General features: G+C 66.8%; 14 protein-coding genes. 8 read left to right on the top strand and 6 right to left on the bottom strand.

The features are described from left to right. Complete coding sequence (rpmB, locus tag ABIB28_RS12815) at positions 1-306, bottom strand: 50S ribosomal protein L28 (protein ID WP_133192112.1); 306 nt, start codon at positions 304-306, stop codon at positions 1-3. 198 nt (positions 307-504) lie between these two features. Between rpmB and ABIB28_RS12810 the strand changes: the two genes are divergently transcribed. Further along, a complete protein-coding gene (locus ABIB28_RS12810; RefSeq protein WP_133190845.1) occupies positions 505-792 on the top strand; it encodes a hypothetical protein in 288 nt (95 codons plus the stop codon). Between the two features lie 58 nt (positions 793-850). After that, positions 851-1,279, top strand: a complete 429-nt coding sequence (locus tag ABIB28_RS12805; protein WP_133190843.1) for a nucleoside deaminase — start codon at positions 851-853, stop codon at positions 1,277-1,279. A 121-nt stretch (positions 1,280-1,400) separates the two neighbouring features. Here the strand turns inward: ABIB28_RS12805 and ABIB28_RS12800 are convergent, their stop codons facing one another. Continuing rightward, the gene (locus tag ABIB28_RS12800; protein WP_354288478.1) at positions 1,401-2,081 is read right to left on the bottom strand and encodes a YiaD family glycine zipper/OmpA-like lipoprotein; all 681 of its coding nucleotides are present in this window, start codon (positions 2,079-2,081) and stop codon (positions 1,401-1,403) included. Between the two features lie 177 nt (positions 2,082-2,258). Here ABIB28_RS12800 and ABIB28_RS12795 point away from each other — a divergent pair, with 177 nt between their 5' ends. Next, positions 2,259-3,584, top strand: coding sequence for a hemolysin family protein (locus tag ABIB28_RS12795; RefSeq protein WP_354288476.1), 1,326 nt, complete (start codon positions 2,259-2,261; stop codon positions 3,582-3,584). 63 nt (positions 3,585-3,647) lie between these two features. Here ABIB28_RS12795 and ABIB28_RS12790 read toward each other — a convergent pair whose 3' ends face one another. From ABIB28_RS12790 to purD, 3 genes are all read right to left on the bottom strand, one after another. Continuing rightward, a complete protein-coding gene (locus ABIB28_RS12790) occupies positions 3,648-4,205 on the bottom strand; it encodes a hypothetical protein (RefSeq protein WP_354288475.1) in 558 nt (185 codons plus the stop codon). Between the two features lie 262 nt (positions 4,206-4,467). Further along, positions 4,468-5,184 carry a helix-hairpin-helix domain-containing protein gene (locus ABIB28_RS12785; protein WP_354288474.1) on the bottom strand — a complete coding sequence of 239 codons (717 nt, stop codon included), beginning with the start codon at positions 5,182-5,184 and terminating at the stop codon, positions 4,468-4,470. A gap of 39 nt (positions 5,185-5,223) precedes the next feature. Then, positions 5,224-6,489 (bottom strand): phosphoribosylamine--glycine ligase, encoded by a 1,266-nt coding sequence (gene purD / locus ABIB28_RS12780; RefSeq protein ID WP_354288472.1) that lies wholly within the window; start codon positions 6,487-6,489, stop codon positions 5,224-5,226. On the opposite strand from purD, the gene xseA reads away from it, so the two are divergent. The 4 genes from xseA to ABIB28_RS12760 all read left to right on the top strand — a co-directional run bounded on the left by xseA (position 6,489) and on the right by ABIB28_RS12760 (position 12,170). Further along, entirely contained in the window at positions 6,489-7,883 is a 1,395-nt protein-coding gene (xseA, locus tag ABIB28_RS12775) for an exodeoxyribonuclease VII large subunit (protein ID WP_354288471.1), read from the top strand. The genes purD and xseA overlap by 1 nt on opposite strands. Before the next feature lie 12 nt (positions 7,884-7,895). After that, complete coding sequence (locus tag ABIB28_RS12770) at positions 7,896-8,096, top strand: DUF2093 domain-containing protein (protein ID WP_189676148.1); 201 nt, start codon at positions 7,896-7,898, stop codon at positions 8,094-8,096. Then, positions 8,093-9,013 (top strand): M23 family metallopeptidase, encoded by a 921-nt coding sequence (locus ABIB28_RS12765; protein ID WP_354288469.1) that lies wholly within the window; start codon positions 8,093-8,095, stop codon positions 9,011-9,013. The genes ABIB28_RS12770 and ABIB28_RS12765 overlap by 4 nt, the downstream gene beginning before the upstream one ends. A gap of 202 nt (positions 9,014-9,215) precedes the next feature. Continuing rightward, positions 9,216-12,170, top strand: coding sequence for a TonB-dependent receptor plug domain-containing protein (locus ABIB28_RS12760; RefSeq protein ID WP_133190829.1), 2,955 nt, complete (start codon positions 9,216-9,218; stop codon positions 12,168-12,170). A gap of 224 nt (positions 12,171-12,394) precedes the next feature. Here ABIB28_RS12760 and ABIB28_RS12755 read toward each other — a convergent pair whose 3' ends face one another. Beyond that, on the bottom strand, positions 12,395-12,931 hold the full coding sequence (locus ABIB28_RS12755; RefSeq protein WP_133190827.1) for a hypothetical protein: 537 nt from the start codon (positions 12,929-12,931) through the stop codon (positions 12,395-12,397). Between the two features lie 224 nt (positions 12,932-13,155). Here ABIB28_RS12755 and ABIB28_RS12750 point away from each other — a divergent pair, with 224 nt between their 5' ends. Further along, on the top strand, positions 13,156-16,257 hold the full coding sequence (locus ABIB28_RS12750) for a TonB-dependent receptor domain-containing protein (protein WP_354288468.1): 3,102 nt from the start codon (positions 13,156-13,158) through the stop codon (positions 16,255-16,257).

Here is a 16,257-nt window from a genome sequence, read left to right as displayed (position 1 = left end):
TTAGGCGGCAGCCTGCGGCGCAGCGGCCGTCAGCTTCTTCGACACGTCGCGCTTGAGGCGACGCGCGCGCAGCGAGAGCTTGTCGTTGGTCGTCTTGACGAGCCAGTTGTCGAGCCCGCCGACATGCTCGACCGAGCGCAGGCCGTGCGCCGAGACGCGCAGCTTGACGCTGGTGCCGAGCGCGTCGGAGATCAGCGTGACGTTCTGCAGGTTCGGCAGGAACGTACGCTTGGTCTTGTTGTTCGCGTGGGAAACGTTGTTACCCACCATCCGGCCCTTGCCGGTCAGTTCGCAGATGCGCGACATCTTGAATTCCTGAATACCAGATTGAGCCGTGAAGCAGCTCGTGAAGGCGGGGCGCATACCGAACGCGAGCCAGTCGGTCAACCGCGCGTGGCGATTCGGCTGCGTGTTCGGCACCGCTTGCAACCTTCAGGAAGACGCGGCGTTGGTTACGGTAACGATTCGAATGCGCAGTGTTCGAGTGTCCTGTTGGAGAAGATCATGCGGTTTCTGTTAGCTCTGGTCGGCCTTGCCGCGCTTGTCGTGGTCGCGCTCGTATCGCTGGGTATGCTCAAGATCGACACCAGGGCGGGCTCGTTGCCGTCGCTCAGCGTCAACGGCGGCAAGGCGCCCGAGGTCACCGCCAACATGGCGACCGTAGAATTCGGCAGCAAGACCAAAGAGATCGAAGTCCCGACCGTGACCACCACGACCAAGACGATCTCGGTCCCGACGCTGCGCGTCAACAAGCCGACCGGCGCCGACGGCAACAGCGTCACCACGCAGTAAGTAGCGATTCGCGCCTGAGTGGGGCATGGGGACGGTCGTGATCCCCATGCCCCTTTTCATGCGTGCCGCACTCGATGCCGCCGCCGCCGCCGGTGCCGCCGGTGAAGTGCCGGTCGGCGCGGTGGTGGTGCTCGACGGCCGCATCATCGCGACCGCGGCAAACGCTCCGCGCGCGCTGCACGATCCGACCGCGCACGCCGAGATGCTGGCGATTCGCGCCGCCGCCGCCGCGATTGGCGAAGATCGGCTGCAGAACTGTGATCTGTGGGTCACGCTCGAACCCTGCGCGATGTGCGCCGGCGCGATCGCCCACGCCCGAATCGCGCGGCTCTATTACGGCGCGAGCGATTCGAAAGGCGGCGCGGTCGAGCACGGCCCGCGGCTGTTCTCGCAAAGCACGGTGCATCACCGGCCCGAGATCTTTCCCGGGATCGGCGAGGGCGAGGCTGCGGCGTTGCTGAAAGGCTTCTTCGCCGCGCGGCGCTGAGACCCGCGGACCGTTACCCCATCCGTCACCCCAGCGAAAGCTGGGGGCTCCGGCCTGGAGGCACCGCGCGAGCAGCACGAGACCCCAGCTTTCGCTGGGGTGACGGGCGCACTGCCGCGCCTTAGCGCAGATCGGTATCGGCGATCGGTACGATCTTGATCTCGACGCGCCGATTCGCCGCCTGGCCGTCGGGCGTCTCGTTCGAGGCGATCGGCTGCGCCTTGCCGAACCCCTTGGTGCCGAGCCGCGCCGCGTTGACCCCATGCGAGACGAGATACGCCGCGACCGACGCCGCCCGCCGTTCGGACAGCCGCTGATTGTACGAATCCGACCCGACCGAATCGGTGTGGCCATAGACGTCGACAAGCGCGTGATCGTACGCTTTGAGCACGCTGGCGATCTGGTCGAGCGTCGGCTGGAAGCCCGGCGCGACGCTCGCATCCTTATAGGCAAAGCTCAGTCCCGACGGGATCGTCAGGATCAGATCGTCGCCGCGCCGCGTCACTTGAACGTCGGTCCCCGTGATCCGCGCGCGCAGCTCGGCTTCCTGTCGGTCCATGTATGCGCCGATCCCGGCGCCCGCGATCCCGCCGATCCCGGCGGCGCTGATCCTCGCGGTGCGGGCGCGCCGCCCGCCGATGACGTCGTCGAGCAGATAGCCGCCGAGCGCCGCGCCGATCCCACCGACCGCGGTGTCCGCCACGCGCGGCGTCTGCGCCGCCTGCGGCGTCGCGCACGCGCCGGTCGCGAGCAGGGCGCCGAGCGCGGCGGTGGTCGCCAAGGTGCGGAAGGTCGTCGTCATGCTGCTATCCCTTTTCCAGCCGGTACGCGCTGCTAGGGCTGATCAAACCCGCCGGATGCGCCGGTTGTTCCGCTTGCGCACCGATGTCCAGCCACGCCCTGACGCATACCCGCCTGCACGATGGAGCGCGAGAACGGTTGTGCAATGACCCGATTCGCGCGAAAGGTGCGCGGCGCCATGCACCCGCTTCCCCCCTTTCCCTGGATCGACGTCGCGATCATCGCCGTGTTGATCATCGTCAACGGCGTCTTCGCGATGTCCGAGCTCGCCATCGTTTCTGCGCGCAAGGCGCGGCTCGAGGCGATGGCGCGCGTCGGCGCGCGCGGCGCGCGCACCGCGCTCGCGCTCGCCGCCGATCCGGGCAAGATCCTCTCGACCACGCAGATCGGCATCACGCTGATCGGCATCCTCTCGGGCGCCTATTCGGGCGCGAGTCTCGGCGGCCCGGTCGCGGCGCGGCTGGCATTCCTCGGACTCGGCGCCGAAACGACGCAGTCGCTCGGCTTCGCGATCGTGATCGGCATCACGACGTACGCCTCGCTGGTGATCGGCGAGCTCGTCCCCAAGCAGATCGCGCTGCGCGCGCCCGAGCCGCTCGCCGCGATCATGGCGGGGCCGGTGCTGTTGCTCGCGCGGATTACCGCGCCGTTGGTGTGGCTGCTCGATTCGTCGTCGGGGCTGCTGTTCCGGCTGATGGGCCTGAAGCGCGAGAGCGAGGAGCATGTCACCGCCGAGGAGCTCCATCTGATCGTCGCCGAGGCCAGCAAGTCGGGGATCATCGAGGAGCATGAACGCTCGATCATCTCGGGGGTCGTCCGCCTCGCCGATCGCCCGGTGCGCGAGGTGATGACACCGCGCACCGACATCGAGTGGATCGACGCGACGATGGACGATGCCGGGATCCGCGCCGCGCTGATGCAGGCATCGCACAGCCGGCTGCCGGTAACCGAAGGCTCGGTCGACACCGTGATCGGCGTGGTGCAGGCGCGCGACATCGCGGTCGCCCTGCTGGAGGGCGGGGCATTCGACCTGCGCGCGCTGATGCGCCAGGCGCCGGTCGTGCTCGACCAGATCGACGCGATGGACGCACTCGATGCGCTGCGCCAGGCCGAGGTGCCGATGGCGTTGATCCACGACGAATACGGCCATTTCGAAGGGATCGTCACGCCCGCCGATCTGCTCGCGGCGATCGCTGGCGAATTCGCCTCGGACACCGATCCCGACGATGCGCCCTCGGTGGTGACGCGCGACGACGGTTCGCTGCTGGTCGCGGGCCAGATGGCGGTCGACGCGCTCGCCGAGCGACTGGGGATCGATCTGCCCGAGGGGCGCGATTACGCGACCGTCGCGGGGCTCGCGCTCGCGGTGTTCCGGCATCTGCCGGGCGAGGGCGAGAGCTTCGTCGAGCAGGGCTGGAAGTTCGAGGTGGTCGATCTCGACGGGCGACGGATCGACAAGCTGCTAGTGAGCCGCGCGCGCGAGGCCGGGTTCCGGCTGGGCTGACCCGGCGGGTTTCGCGGCGGCTGAGGCGCCCCCACGACCTCTAGAGTGACATCGGTTTGGAGACTAGGATCCGGTCCGGCGCAGCACAGACCGGTTGCGCGGAAGCCAGACGTCCTGCTTGTCGCCATCGGGATTCACCTCCTTCAGCGTCGTCATCGTATCGCCCGCGCGCGTGGTCGTTTCCCGAACCTGCGCCATGTCGTTGCCGTCGCCGCGCCGCTCGGTCGTCACCATCGTCCAGTGCGCCGCATCGACCCCCGGCACGACCGAGACGATCTTGGCGCTTCCCGAATCGGGCGCGCGGCTGCGGCGGAAGCTGGCGTAGGCCACCGTCGCGGCGGCGGGGTCGACCATCGTTACCGTGGTGATCGTCACGATCCCCGTCTTGGGTCCGTCGTCGAATTGGGCGGTGCGGATCGTCGTCACCTGGTCGGGCTGCGCGGCGATCGTCACGGTCACGGGCAGCGCCTGCCAGCTGTTCGACTGGTAATCGCGATATGCGAGCTCCCCCTGCCAGCGACCGGCGGTCTGCGCCAGCAAGGCGGCGGCACCATCGGTCGGCGTGCTTGCCGAAAGCGCCGGAGTGGTGACGAGCGCGAACAGAAGTGCCAGATAGCGCATCGATGGTCTCCGACAGATAGCCACGACGAGTAGCCCGCCGCCGAGGATATGCCCGGGATCGGGCGTCTGCAATGGAGCGTCCGCTGACCCCGCGCTGTCCTACATCACGGGATTGTGATATGCCCTCCAGGCTCTTTGAAATCGTCGAACGCTCCCGCCTGCATTATGCAAGAAATGGAAACGATCGCCGCTGAAGATGTCGCGTCTTGGGGTCAATCGAGTCAAGCAAAAGTCCCCCGACCTGCGTCCCCCGTTGCCCTGTTTACCCGCCCAGCTTCCCGAACGCCGCCTCATAGCCCGCGCGGTCGCCCGTGCTCAGCAGCGTGGCCTGCTCGATCCAGCGGTCGCGCGTCATGCGGCCCTTGAAGACGCCGAGCTTGGCGTCGAGCGCGGCGGCGGCATCGGGGGTCAGCGCGGCGATCTGCTCGACGCGGGTGATGCCGAGATCGGCGAGCGTTGCCGCCAGCTTGGGGCCGAGCCCCTTGATCTGCGTAAGGTCGCTCGCGATCGGTGTCGCCGCGGCGGGCGCTGCAGCCGGGGCTGGAGTGGGGACGGGCGCTGGGGCCGGGACAGGTGCTGCAACTGGGGCTGGGGTCGCAACCGGCGCTGGAGCCGCGACAGGTGCGGCAATCGGAGCCGGAGTCGGAGCCGGAGCAGAAACTGGTGCAGCCGCAGGCGCTGGACGCGGCATCTCCGCAGCATCGGGCGCGCGCTCCGCCTTCGGCACGTCGGACGACACCGCCGGCGTCCCGTCGATCGACGCGCTCCCCGGCTCGGCGGTCGCGCCGTGCTCCTCGGCGATCGCGAAATTCTCCTCGACCTGCTTTGCCGCATTGCGGCGGCGGCGGGCGATGATCGTGCCGTAGATCAGGATCGCGATCGCTGCGGCGGCGAGCGCGACCATCAGGATGACGTGCGAGATGGTGATCGGCACCATCACGTCGATTGCCTGATTGGGGTTCTGGGGGCCGGAAGACATGACGCTACTCCTGATGTTTACAAAGGCTAACGCACAAGCTCAGCCCGCGTCGCGCGCAATCTCGCGCCAGCCGATGTCGCGGCGGCAGAAACCGCTCGGGAAGACGATCTGGTCGACTGCGTGATACGCCGCTTGCTGCGCGGCGGCGACGGTATCGCCAAGCGCCGTCACCGCGAGCACGCGCCCGCCCGATGCGACGAGCTGCTCGCCGTCGAGCCGCGTTCCCGCCTGGAAGACCAACGCGCCGGTCTCCTCGGCTTCTGCCACGTCGTCGATCGTCCCGCCGCTCGCCGGTGTGCCGGGATAGCCGTTGGCGGCGAGCACGACGGTCAGCGCGGTCTGCGAGACCCACTTCGTGGGCTCACGCTCGCCGAGCGTGCCGGTCGCCACCGATAGCAGCAGCTCGAGCAGATCCTCGTCGAGCCGCGCCATCAGCACCTGGCACTCGGGGTCGCCGAAGCGCGCATTGTATTCGATCAGCTTGGGGCCGTCCGCGGTCAGCATCAGCCCGGCATAGAGCACGCCCGAAAACGGTGTCCCCGCCGCCGCCATCGCCGCGACGGTCGGCTTGACGATATCTTCGATCGCGCGGGCTTCGAGGTCGGGGGTGAGCACGCGGGCCGGGCTGTACGCGCCCATGCCGCCCGTGTTCGGCCCGGTATCGCCTTCGCCGACGCGCTTGTGGTCCTGCGCCGAGCCGAAGCTGAGGATGTCCGTGCCGTCGGTCAGCACGAACAGACTGGCTTCCTCGCCTTCGAGGAATTCCTCGATCACTGCTTCCCCGCCACGCGCGCCGAACAGATCGGCGAGCGCCGCCTCGGCTTCTTCACGCGTCATCGCGACCGTCACGCCCTTGCCGGCGGCAAGGCCATCGGCCTTGACGACCACGGGAACGCCGAAGCGATCGAGCGCATGGCGCGCCTCGGCGCGGCTCGTCGCATGGACATAGCCCGCGGTCGGGATGCCCGCGCGGTCGCACAGCGCCTTGGTGAACGCCTTCGAGCCTTCGAGCTGCGCCGCCGCCTTGTCCGGGCCGAATACCGCGACACCAGCCGCGCGGAGACTATCGCCGAGACCGTCGACCAAGGGGGCTTCGGGGCCGATCACGACCAGTTCGACCGACTGCTCGGCGCAAAAGGCCACCACCGCGGCGTGATCGGTCAACTCGAGCGATACGATCTGCGCATGCGCTGCAATGCCCGGATTGCCGGGTGCGGCGAACAGTGTACGCAGGCGCGGCGATTGCGCGAGCTTCCAGCTCAGCGCATGTTCGCGACCCCCCGAGCCGATCAACAGGACATTCAATGGCGGACCCTTTTCTAGAGATTGCGCGGCGCGAGGGGATGGGCGCCGGATTGGGCGGCCTCGTAGCCGAGCCCGCTCCCGGCGACAACGCCGCGCCGATGAGTGTCGGGGAACTCGCCGGAAAGCTCAAGCGCGTCGTCGAGACCGAATTCGGCTTCGTCCGGCTGCGCGGCGAGATCTCGGGCTACAAGCGCGTGTCGTCTGGCCACGCCTATCTCAGCCTCAAGGACGACAGCGCGGTGATCGACGGCGTCATCTGGAAGGGCAATGTCGCGCAACTGGGCTTCACCGCGCAGGACGGCGCCGAGGTGATCGCGACGGGCAAGATCACCACCTATCCGGGTCGCTCCAAATATCAGATCATCATCGATCGGATGGAGCTGGCGGGCGAGGGCGCGCTGATGGCGCTGCTCGAAAAGCTCAAGGCGAAGCTTGCGGGGGAGGGGCTGTTCGCACCTTCCGCCAAGAAGCCGCTGCCGTTCCTGCCGCGCCGCATCGGCGTCGTCACCTCGCCGACGGGCGCCGTCATCCGCGATATCCTTCACCGGCTCGAGGATCGCTGCCCGACGCATGTGCTCGTCTGGCCGGTCAAGGTGCAGGGTGCGGGCGCCGCCGAGGAGGTCGCACGCGCGATCGCCGGGTTCGACGCGATGCCGCTCGGGGACCGGCCAGACCTCGTCATCGTCGCGCGCGGTGGTGGGTCGATCGAGGATCTGTGGGCGTTCAACGAGGAAGTCGTCGTCCGCGCGATCGCCAAGTGCAGCATCCCTTTGATCTCGGCGGTCGGCCACGAGACCGACACCACGCTCGCCGATTTCGCCGCCGACCTGCGCGCGCCGACCCCCACGGCGGCGGCCGAAATGGCGGTGCCGGTGCTCGCCGATTTGCGCCTGACGCTGGCGGGCTATGGCAACCGCACCGAGAAATGCGCGCGGCGCTATGCCGAGCGCGGCCGCGAGCGGCTCGACGCGCTGGTCCGCGTGCTGCCGCGCCGCGACGCGCTCCTGGGGCCGCAGCGGCAGAAGGCCGACGATCTCGGCGCGCGGCTCGATCGGGGGCTCGAGCGCCGCGTCGTCGTCGCGCGCGGGCAGCTCGATCGCTCGGCAGGCGCCTTGCGGCTCGCGACGCTCGACCGCCAGCTCGAACGCGGGCGCGACCGGCTGAGCGCGACGTGGCGGCTGGTCGAATCGCTCGGGCCCAATGCGATCCTCGACCGCGGCTATGCCTTCGTCTCGGCCAGGCCCTCGGGCGCGGTGGTCGGCTCGGCGAGCGCGGCGCGCAGCGCAGGGACGGTCACGCTCCACTTCCGCGACGGCGAGGTCGACGCCAAGGTTGAGCGCAGCGGCGCCAAGGCATATGGTGGCCCGTCACCCGAACAGCCCACCCTCCTCTAAAAGAGCCGCGCCATGTTGATGTCCAATACCGATCGCCCCGCGCGGCTCCACTTCATGGCGAACGGGTTTCGCGTGCTGGCGCCCGGCGATCACGTCGTCTGCGCGGTCAGCGGCACGCGCATCGCGCTCGACGACCTGCGCTATTGGAGCGTCGCCAAGCAGGAAGCCTATGCCAGCGCGGCGCTCGCGACCGAAGCGATGACGCCCGCATGAAGGCCCGGGGGGGCATTTCGATCATCGCCAGCTGGACCACCGGTTTCGCCGCAATGGTCGTCCTCGGCAGTTGCGCGGCGGCGGCCGAGCGTTCGGCCCCTCAACAAGCGGCCCCCCAGCGCGTCACCGCGCCGCCGGCGCGCCGTCCGGCAAACCTCAGCTACACCGGATCGATGATCCAGGGCGGCATCGTCATCGGCATCGCGCCCGCCGGCACCAGCCTGTTGAGCTTCAACGGCGCGGCGATCCCGGTGGCGAGCGATGGCCGCTTCCTGATCGGCTTCGACCGCGATGCCGGCCCGAGCGCGACCCTCGTCGCGACGCTCGAGGATGGCCGCGTCGTGCGCGACACGCTGACGATCGCGCCGCGCGGCTGGGACATTTCGCGCCTGTCGACGCTCCCCAAGATTCCGCTGCCGCAACCCGAATTCGACCGGCTCCGCCCCGCCGAACTCGCGCAGATCAACGCCGCGCGGCGCGTCCAGTCGGATTCGCAAGGCTGGCGGCAGACCTTCCTGTGGCCGACGACGGGCCGCATCTCGACGCTGTTCGGCTCGCAGCGGATCTACCAGAATGGCGAGGCAGGGTCGTACCATTCGGGCCTCGATGTCGCCAAGCCGCAGGGCTCGGTGCTCCTCGCGCCCGCCGACGGCGTGGTCATTCTGGCCGCCGATCACCCCTTCACGCTCGAGGGCAACCTCTTGATGATCGATCACGGCAATGGCCTCAACACCGCGTTCCTCCACCTCGCGCGGATCGACGTGCGCGTCGGCGAGCGAGTCCGGCGCGGGCAGCCGGTGGCGCTGTCGGGGATGACCGGGCGCGCGACCGGGCCGCATCTGCACTGGAGCCTGAAGTGGCGCGAAGCGAAGATCGATCCGCTGCTGGTTGCGGGGCCGATGCCGCGTTCGGAATGAGCGGCGATCGGTGAAGCGGCGTTTGTAACGCCAAACCGGTTTCATTTGAAATAGTGTTGCATTGCGGCGACACTTGGAAAAGTTCCGTTACGAACCCTTTACAATACGGTCTCTGCCTTACAGTCTCGTGACATAGCGACGACACGGGGGATCGTGGTCGTCGCCGGCAACACTGCCGTCAGCACAACAGGGGTTTTCTTCGATGCAGTCCATGCAAGCCCGCGCAGTCGCGCGTCTTCGTTCAACCGCAGCGCCCGTCGCATTGCTCATTGCGCTTTCGGCGGGGCCAGCCTTTGCGCAGAGCACCGCACCGCTGCCACCTGAGTCCGCGCCGACCCAGGCGAGCGAAGAAGGCAAGGACATCGTCGTCACCGGCTCGATCTTCCGCCGCACCAATACCGAGACGCCGTCGCCGGTCACCGTGCTGACCACCGAGACGCTGTCGCGTGCCGGCATCACCAACATCAACGACGCCGTGCGCTCGATCTCGGCCGATGGCGCGGGCTCGATCTCGACCGGCTTCACCAACGGCTTCTCGGCCGGCGGCGCCGCGGTATCGCTGCGCGGCCTCGGCGTCTCGTCGACGCTGGTGCTGATCGACGGGCTGCGCTCGACCAACTTCCCGCTCAACGACGACGGCCACAACGCCTATGTCGATCTCAACTCGATCCCGTTCAGCGCGGTCGAGCGGATCGAAGTCCTCAAGGACGGCGCTTCGTCGAGCTACGGTGCAGACGCCATCGGCGGCGTCGTCAACATCATCATGAAGAAGCACTTCACCGGCGTCTCGGGCACGGTCGAAGGCGGCGTGACCGAGAAGGGCGACGGCGCCCGCTATCGCGCCAACCTGACCGCCGGCTATGGCGACTATGACGCCAAGGGCTGGAATTTCTACGTCAACGGCGAATATCAGAAGGACCAGCCGATCGGCGCGACGACGCGCGGCTTCCCGTACAACACCAACGATCTGAGCTCGATCGGTGGCCTCGACAACAATAGCGGCGACAGTTCGCTGCAGTTCCAATCGACCAACGCCGTCGTGCGCCGCGCAACGCAGACCGATCCCAACAATCCCTTCGCCGGCGGCGCCGCCTCGGGCACCTACACGCTGCTCGGCGGGACCGCGCAGTGCACGCGCGGCACCTTCACGGTGGCGGGCGCTGCGGGGGGCACGGGCTGCGCGCACGATTACGGCCAGGAATATGGCACGCGCTATAACGACATCCAGCCGTCGCAGGAGCGGTACAACTTCAGCGGGCGACTGAGCGTTCGCCTTTCCGACGCAATCGAGGGCTATGCCACCGGCAGCTATTCGCACAGCCAGGTCACGATCGGCCGCGCGCCCAACGGCATCCGCCAGACGCAGCCATACGGTGCTTCGCCGACCCAGTCGTCGAGCAACCCGGGCATCGTGCTTCCGGCCTTCGTGTGCGCAGCCGGCATCAATTGCCTGACCGCCGCAGATCGCCGCTTCAACCCCAACAACCCGTATGCGGCCGAGGGCAATGCAGCGCGCATCTATTACGCGTTCGGCGACATCCCGGTCTATTCGATCCGCAACAACGAAGTGATCCGTGGCGCAGTCGGCTTCAACGGCGACATTGCAGGCGATTATCACTGGAAGGTCGATGCGGTCGGCGCGCGCGACAATTTCTCGATCGAGAACCACGGCGTGCTCGACATTGCCGGGCTGAAGAACGCGATCAACACCGGTGCTTACAACTTCGTCAATCCGTCGCTGAACACCGAGGCGGTGCGCAACACGATCGCGCCGGTCTACACGACTCCGTCGCACACCTCGCTGATCTCGGTCGATGCATCGATCGCCAAGGACCTCTTCGCCCTGCCAGGTGGCAATCTGCAGGTCGCGGTCGGCGGGCAGTTCCGCCACGAGACCGAAGTCAACAACAGCAACAACCCGGGTCTGACCAAATACGCCAACACCTCGGCGGCGTTCGGTACGCATGATGTCTTCGCTGGCTATTTCGAAGTCAACGCGCCGATCCTCGATACGCTCGAGGTCAACGCTTCGGGCCGCTACGATCATTATTCGGAAGGCTTCAGCCACTTCTCGCCCAAGATCGGCGCCAAGTGGACACCGATCAAGCAGCTCGCGATCCGCGGCACCTATTCGAACGGCTTCCGCGCGCCGACCTTCGCCGAAAATAATCCGGCGTCGAGCTATGCCGGCTTCGTGACGGTAACGCCGCCGGCGAGCTTCCAGCTGGCACATGGTGGCCTGATCACTGGTGGCAACACCAACCCTTACGCCCAGGCCTACAGCCTTGGTTCGGGCTCGACCGGCAACCCCAATCTGAAGCCCGAGAAGTCGCGCAGCTTCACCGCCGGGATCGTGGCCGAGCCGGTCCGCAACGTCAGCTTCACGGTCGATTACTACAACATCAAGAAGACCGACGTGATCGTGACCGGTCCGGATGCGCTCACTGCCCGTGCGAACTATTTCGCTGGGACCGCGCTGCCGGCAGGCTACACCGTTTCGGCCGTCGACTCGCCCGATCCGCTGTTCCCGAACGCGCTGCCGCGCGTGCTCATCATCAACGTGCCGTTCGTCAACGCCGGCTCGATCAAGAGCTCGGGCCTCGACTTCGGCGCCAACGTGACCGTTCCGATCGCCGACGGCGTGAAGTTCACCAGCCGCCTCGATATGACTTATGTGATCCAGTACGACCTCGATCCGGCGACCGGTGGCAAGATCCAGAAATATGCCGGTACGCTTGGGCCTTACGAACTGTCGTCGGGTGCTGGCACGCCGCGCGTCCGCGGCAACTGGCAGAACACGCTCGACTTCGGTCGCTTCGCGCTGACCGCGACGACCTATTACGTGTCGCGGATCAAGGAAGTCGCCGCTGACGAAGGCGACGATCTGAGCTGTGCCAATGCGAAGGGCGAGAACACCGGCAACCTGTACGGCACTGGCAACAATTTCTGCTATATCAAGCGGTTCGTCTATGCCGACGTCAACGCTGCCTTCAAGGTGAACGACAGCTTCACCTTCAACGTCTATGTCGGCAACATCACCGGCGAGAAGGCCCCGCTGGCACCGGCATCGTATTCGGGCGCCAACTACCTGCCGACCTGGCACATGGCCGGGATCGTCGGTCGCAGCTTCCGCGCTGGGGCGAACTTCAAGTTCTGATCTCGCGGCTCCCCGAGCGGGTTTGCCTGCTCGGGGGTGCCGGCGGGACGGCGCAGCGTCGTGGCGAAAGCCCCGACGCTGCGCCGTTTTGCTGTGTGCGGTGCCGACGCGGCGATTGCCGCCGTCATCCGGGCTAACGCCTGGATCGCTTCAACCCGGCGCAGCGCATGCGCGTCACACGATCCCAGCCTTCGCCGGGGGGGGGCGATGCGACCGCGACCGAATCAGCGGAGCCGTTTCACATCGACCGCGCGGCCTTTGCCGATCTTCGCGGTATAGCGGCCCAGCATGCCTGCCTTGATGGTGACCGTGTCGCCCTTGCGCGGATCGAAGGTCGGCGATTCGGCCGTCGACTGCCATTCCCCGCCTTCGGCAAGCCCGAACGCCCACAGGCCGTAGGCCGCCTGGCGGGCGGATGTCACGGTGCTGGTGATCTCGCGAACGTCGGTGTCCGAGTCGGCGCGGGGATCTTCCTTGCCGGTGCCGAACAGATTGAGGTGCGGTAGCGAGAACCCGAACAGCGAGCGCTTGGCGCGCTGGACCGCTTCGCGGTCGACGATCCTGATCTCGTGGCGATCGCGCGCGGAGATAAGGGCCGCGCTGGCCTGTTCGTAACACGCCAGGCGTTGGTCGGCGGCTGCCGTGCGACATGCAGCGAGCGCCGAGACCAAGCCTTCACCCCGGCTCTCGGTGGTCTGCGCTGCGGCAGGGAGTGGCGCTAGCGCAAGGCAGGCGATCAGGGCAGTGGCGCGTGTGGGCAAGAGACCGTGCTCCCATGGTTGTAGCCGTCGTAGCGGGCGCCCGCCGGGCGGAAATCTGTCCGAACGTTGCGATCTGTATCTAAAACATCACAGGCCGAACAATATTCACACGGCGACGTATTAGCCCGTTGCGGTCCTACCTCGGGATATCATACCCATGTGTCAACATCCGTCCAAGATCGGGCACAGATTACACCAGCCGAACAGGCCGGAATGGGGGTTTTATGAAATCGACGACGCGGTCCATTTTGCTTGGGTCCACTCTCTTCGCCAGCGCGGCACTGGCCTCGGCGCCTGCCTTCGCGCAGACCGCGCCCGCTACGCCGCCCGCCGACACCACCGCGCAACCCGCGCCCGCAGCGCAGTCGACTCCCACGGAAAGCGGTGCCGATATCGTCGTCACCGGCAGCCTTATCCGCAATCCCAATCTCGTCAGCTCGACGCCGGTTGCAGTGATCGGTTCGGACGAACTGGCGCTGCGCCAGACCAACACCGCCGAACAGGTCCTGCGCGATCTGCCGGGCGCGGTCGCGAGCATCGGCTCGGCGGTCAATAACGGCAATGGCGGCGCCAGCTACGCGGATCTTCGCGGCCTCGGCAACTTCCGCAACGTCGTGCTGCTCGACGGCAACCGCATCACGCCGTCGAACACCGTCGGTCGCGTCGATCTCAACAACATCCCGCTCGCGCTCGTCCAGCGCGTCGAGACGGTGACCGGCGGCGCTGCCACGACGTATGGCGCCGACGCCGTGTCGGGCGTCATCAACTTCATCACGCGCCAGGATTTCTCGGGCGTCGAGGCGACGGTGTCGAACCAGATCACCGAGCGCGGCGATGGCCACACCTATCGCGCCGATCTGACGATTGGCGCCAATTTCGACGACGGCCGTGGCAACGCGGTGCTGTCGGTCGGCTATCAGCATTCCGACCCGGTCTATCAGGGCGCGCGCAACATCGCGGTCAACAACTACACCTCGACCAGCGGCGCGGCCGGTGGTTCGGGCACGACGGTGCCGACGCGCTTCTCGGTCGCCGGTCTTGGCACGGGAGCTGCACGCGTTTCGGGCAATCGCCAGATCAACCCGACCACGGGCGCGCTGCAGTCGCCGGTCGTGCCGTTCAACTTCAACCCGTACAACATCTTCCAGACGCCGTTCCAGCGCTACAATATCTACGGCGCGGCGCGGTATGACATCTCCGACCATGTCGAAGTCTATTCGCGCGGAATGTTCTCGAAGAACCAGGTGAGCACGATCATCGCGCCGTCGGGCAGCTTTGGTTCGTCGCTCGCGATTCCGTTCTCGAACCCGTATCTGCCAGCGGCAGCACGGCAGACCTTCTGCGATAACAACCCGACCTTCAGCGCGACGGGCGTTCAGGTCGCTCAGCTGACGGCAGCGCAGTGCGCCGCCGCAGCGACGGCAACCGCGACGACCGATCCGAACTTCCGCTACTTCACGGTGGCGACCAACCGCCGCACGACCGAAGTCGGCTCGCGTCTGTCGGATTACACCACGACGCTGTTCGATTACCGCGCCGGCGTGAAGATCGGGATCACCGATTCGATCAAGCTCGACATCAACGGTTCGTACGGCGAATCCGAGAACATCCAGTCGATCCAGAACTATGTGCTGACCTCGCGGCTTCGCGCTGCGGCGTTTGCCACCAATACCACGAGCTGCCTTCCCAACGGGCCCAACGGTGCCGCCAGCATCACGGCGGGGACCGGCTGCGTTCCGATCAACCTGTTCGGACCTGAAGGATCGATCACGCCGAATCAGGTGTCGTATCTGACCGCGAACAGCACGACGTCAAACCGCGCGTCGCTGGCGCAAGCGCGCGCGCTGCTCAACGGTGACATCGGCGTGACGTCGCCCTTCGCCGATACGCCGATCGGGTTCGCGCTGGGTACCGAGTATCGCAAATACACCGCGTCGCAGGCGTCCGACACGCTGTCGCAGACGCCGGGCGAGCTCGGTGGCGCAGGCGGTGCTGCGCCGACCTTCCAGGGCGGCTATCATGTGACCGAAGGCTATGGCGAGTTGATCGTTCCGGTGGTCACCGACAAGCCGTTCTTCAAGAGCCTGACGCTCGAAGGCGGCCTGCGCTATTCGAGCTACAAGGTCGATACCGCGGGTTCGCGTGGCTATGACACGCTGACCTACAAGGGCGGCGCAACGTGGGAGCCGACGAGCGGGATCCGCATCCGTGGCACCTATCAGCGCGCTGTTCGCGCGCCGAACATCAACGAACTGTTCGCACCGGTTTCGACCGGCCTGACGAACCTGTCGTACGATGCGTGCGCCGGCACCGGGCCGACCACGAATGCCAACCTCCGCGCGGTCTGCCTTGCACAGGGCGCCCCGGCGGCCTCGATCGGCAGCATCCAGACCCCGACCGCAGCGCAGGCCAACTTCACCGGCGGCGGCAATCTCGCGCTCCAGCCCGAAAAGTCGGACTCCTACACGCTCGGCCTCGTATATCAGCCGAACTACGTTCCCGGCCTGTCGGTCTCGGTCGATTACTACAATATCTCGATCAAGAACGCGATTTCGCAGCCGACCGCAGGCGACGCCTACAATCTGTGCTTCGGCAACCGCACGGGCGCCGGGATCACCGCCGCCAGCGCGTCGAACGTGGCGTGTACGTCGATCCGCCGCAATCCGGCGACGGGTGCGCTCGACGGCGATCCCGCAACCACGGCCGGTCTGTTCATCGCTCCGAGCAACCTCGGTACGGTCCTCACCGATGGTATCGATCTCAACGTCAACTATCGCCGCAACCTCGGTTTCGCGAAGCTGAACCTCGGCTTCCTCGGCAACTGGACGTCGCGGTCGAAGTTCCAGGCGACACCCTTGTCGCTGGTCCGCAGCTGCGTAGGCTATTACGGCCAGAACTGCGGTTCGCCCGCTTCCGCTGGTCCGTCGTCGTCGGCCGGCTCGCTCCAGCCGCAGATCACGTGGAACCAGCGCACCACGCTGACCTTCAACCGCGTCGATTTCTCGGTGAACTGGCGCCACATCAGCTCGATGCGCGTCGAGCCGGGCGTCACGACGTTCAGCGGCACGATCGCCACGGGCGCACTGGCGGGCAAGGCCGTCAACTTCGGCAAGATCCCGTCGTACGATTACTTCGATCTGACGACGCGCTTTGCCATTGGCGACCATTTCGACCTGACCTTCACGGTCATGAACCTGTTCGATCGCGACCCGCCCGTCGTCGGTGGTACCGTCGGTTCGACCACGTTCAACAGCGGCAACACCTATCCGTCGACCTACGACGCGCTGGGCCGTCGCTTCGCAGTCGGCGCCACCGTCAAGTTCTGA

Origin of the sequence: Sphingomonas sp. UYEF23, assembly GCF_040546165.1 — a bacterium.
In the GTDB taxonomy this organism is placed as follows: domain Bacteria; phylum Pseudomonadota; class Alphaproteobacteria; order Sphingomonadales; family Sphingomonadaceae; genus Sphingomonas; species Sphingomonas glacialis.
Note: the sequence above shows the minus strand (reverse complement) of the source record. Positions and strands in the feature narration are given on the sequence as shown.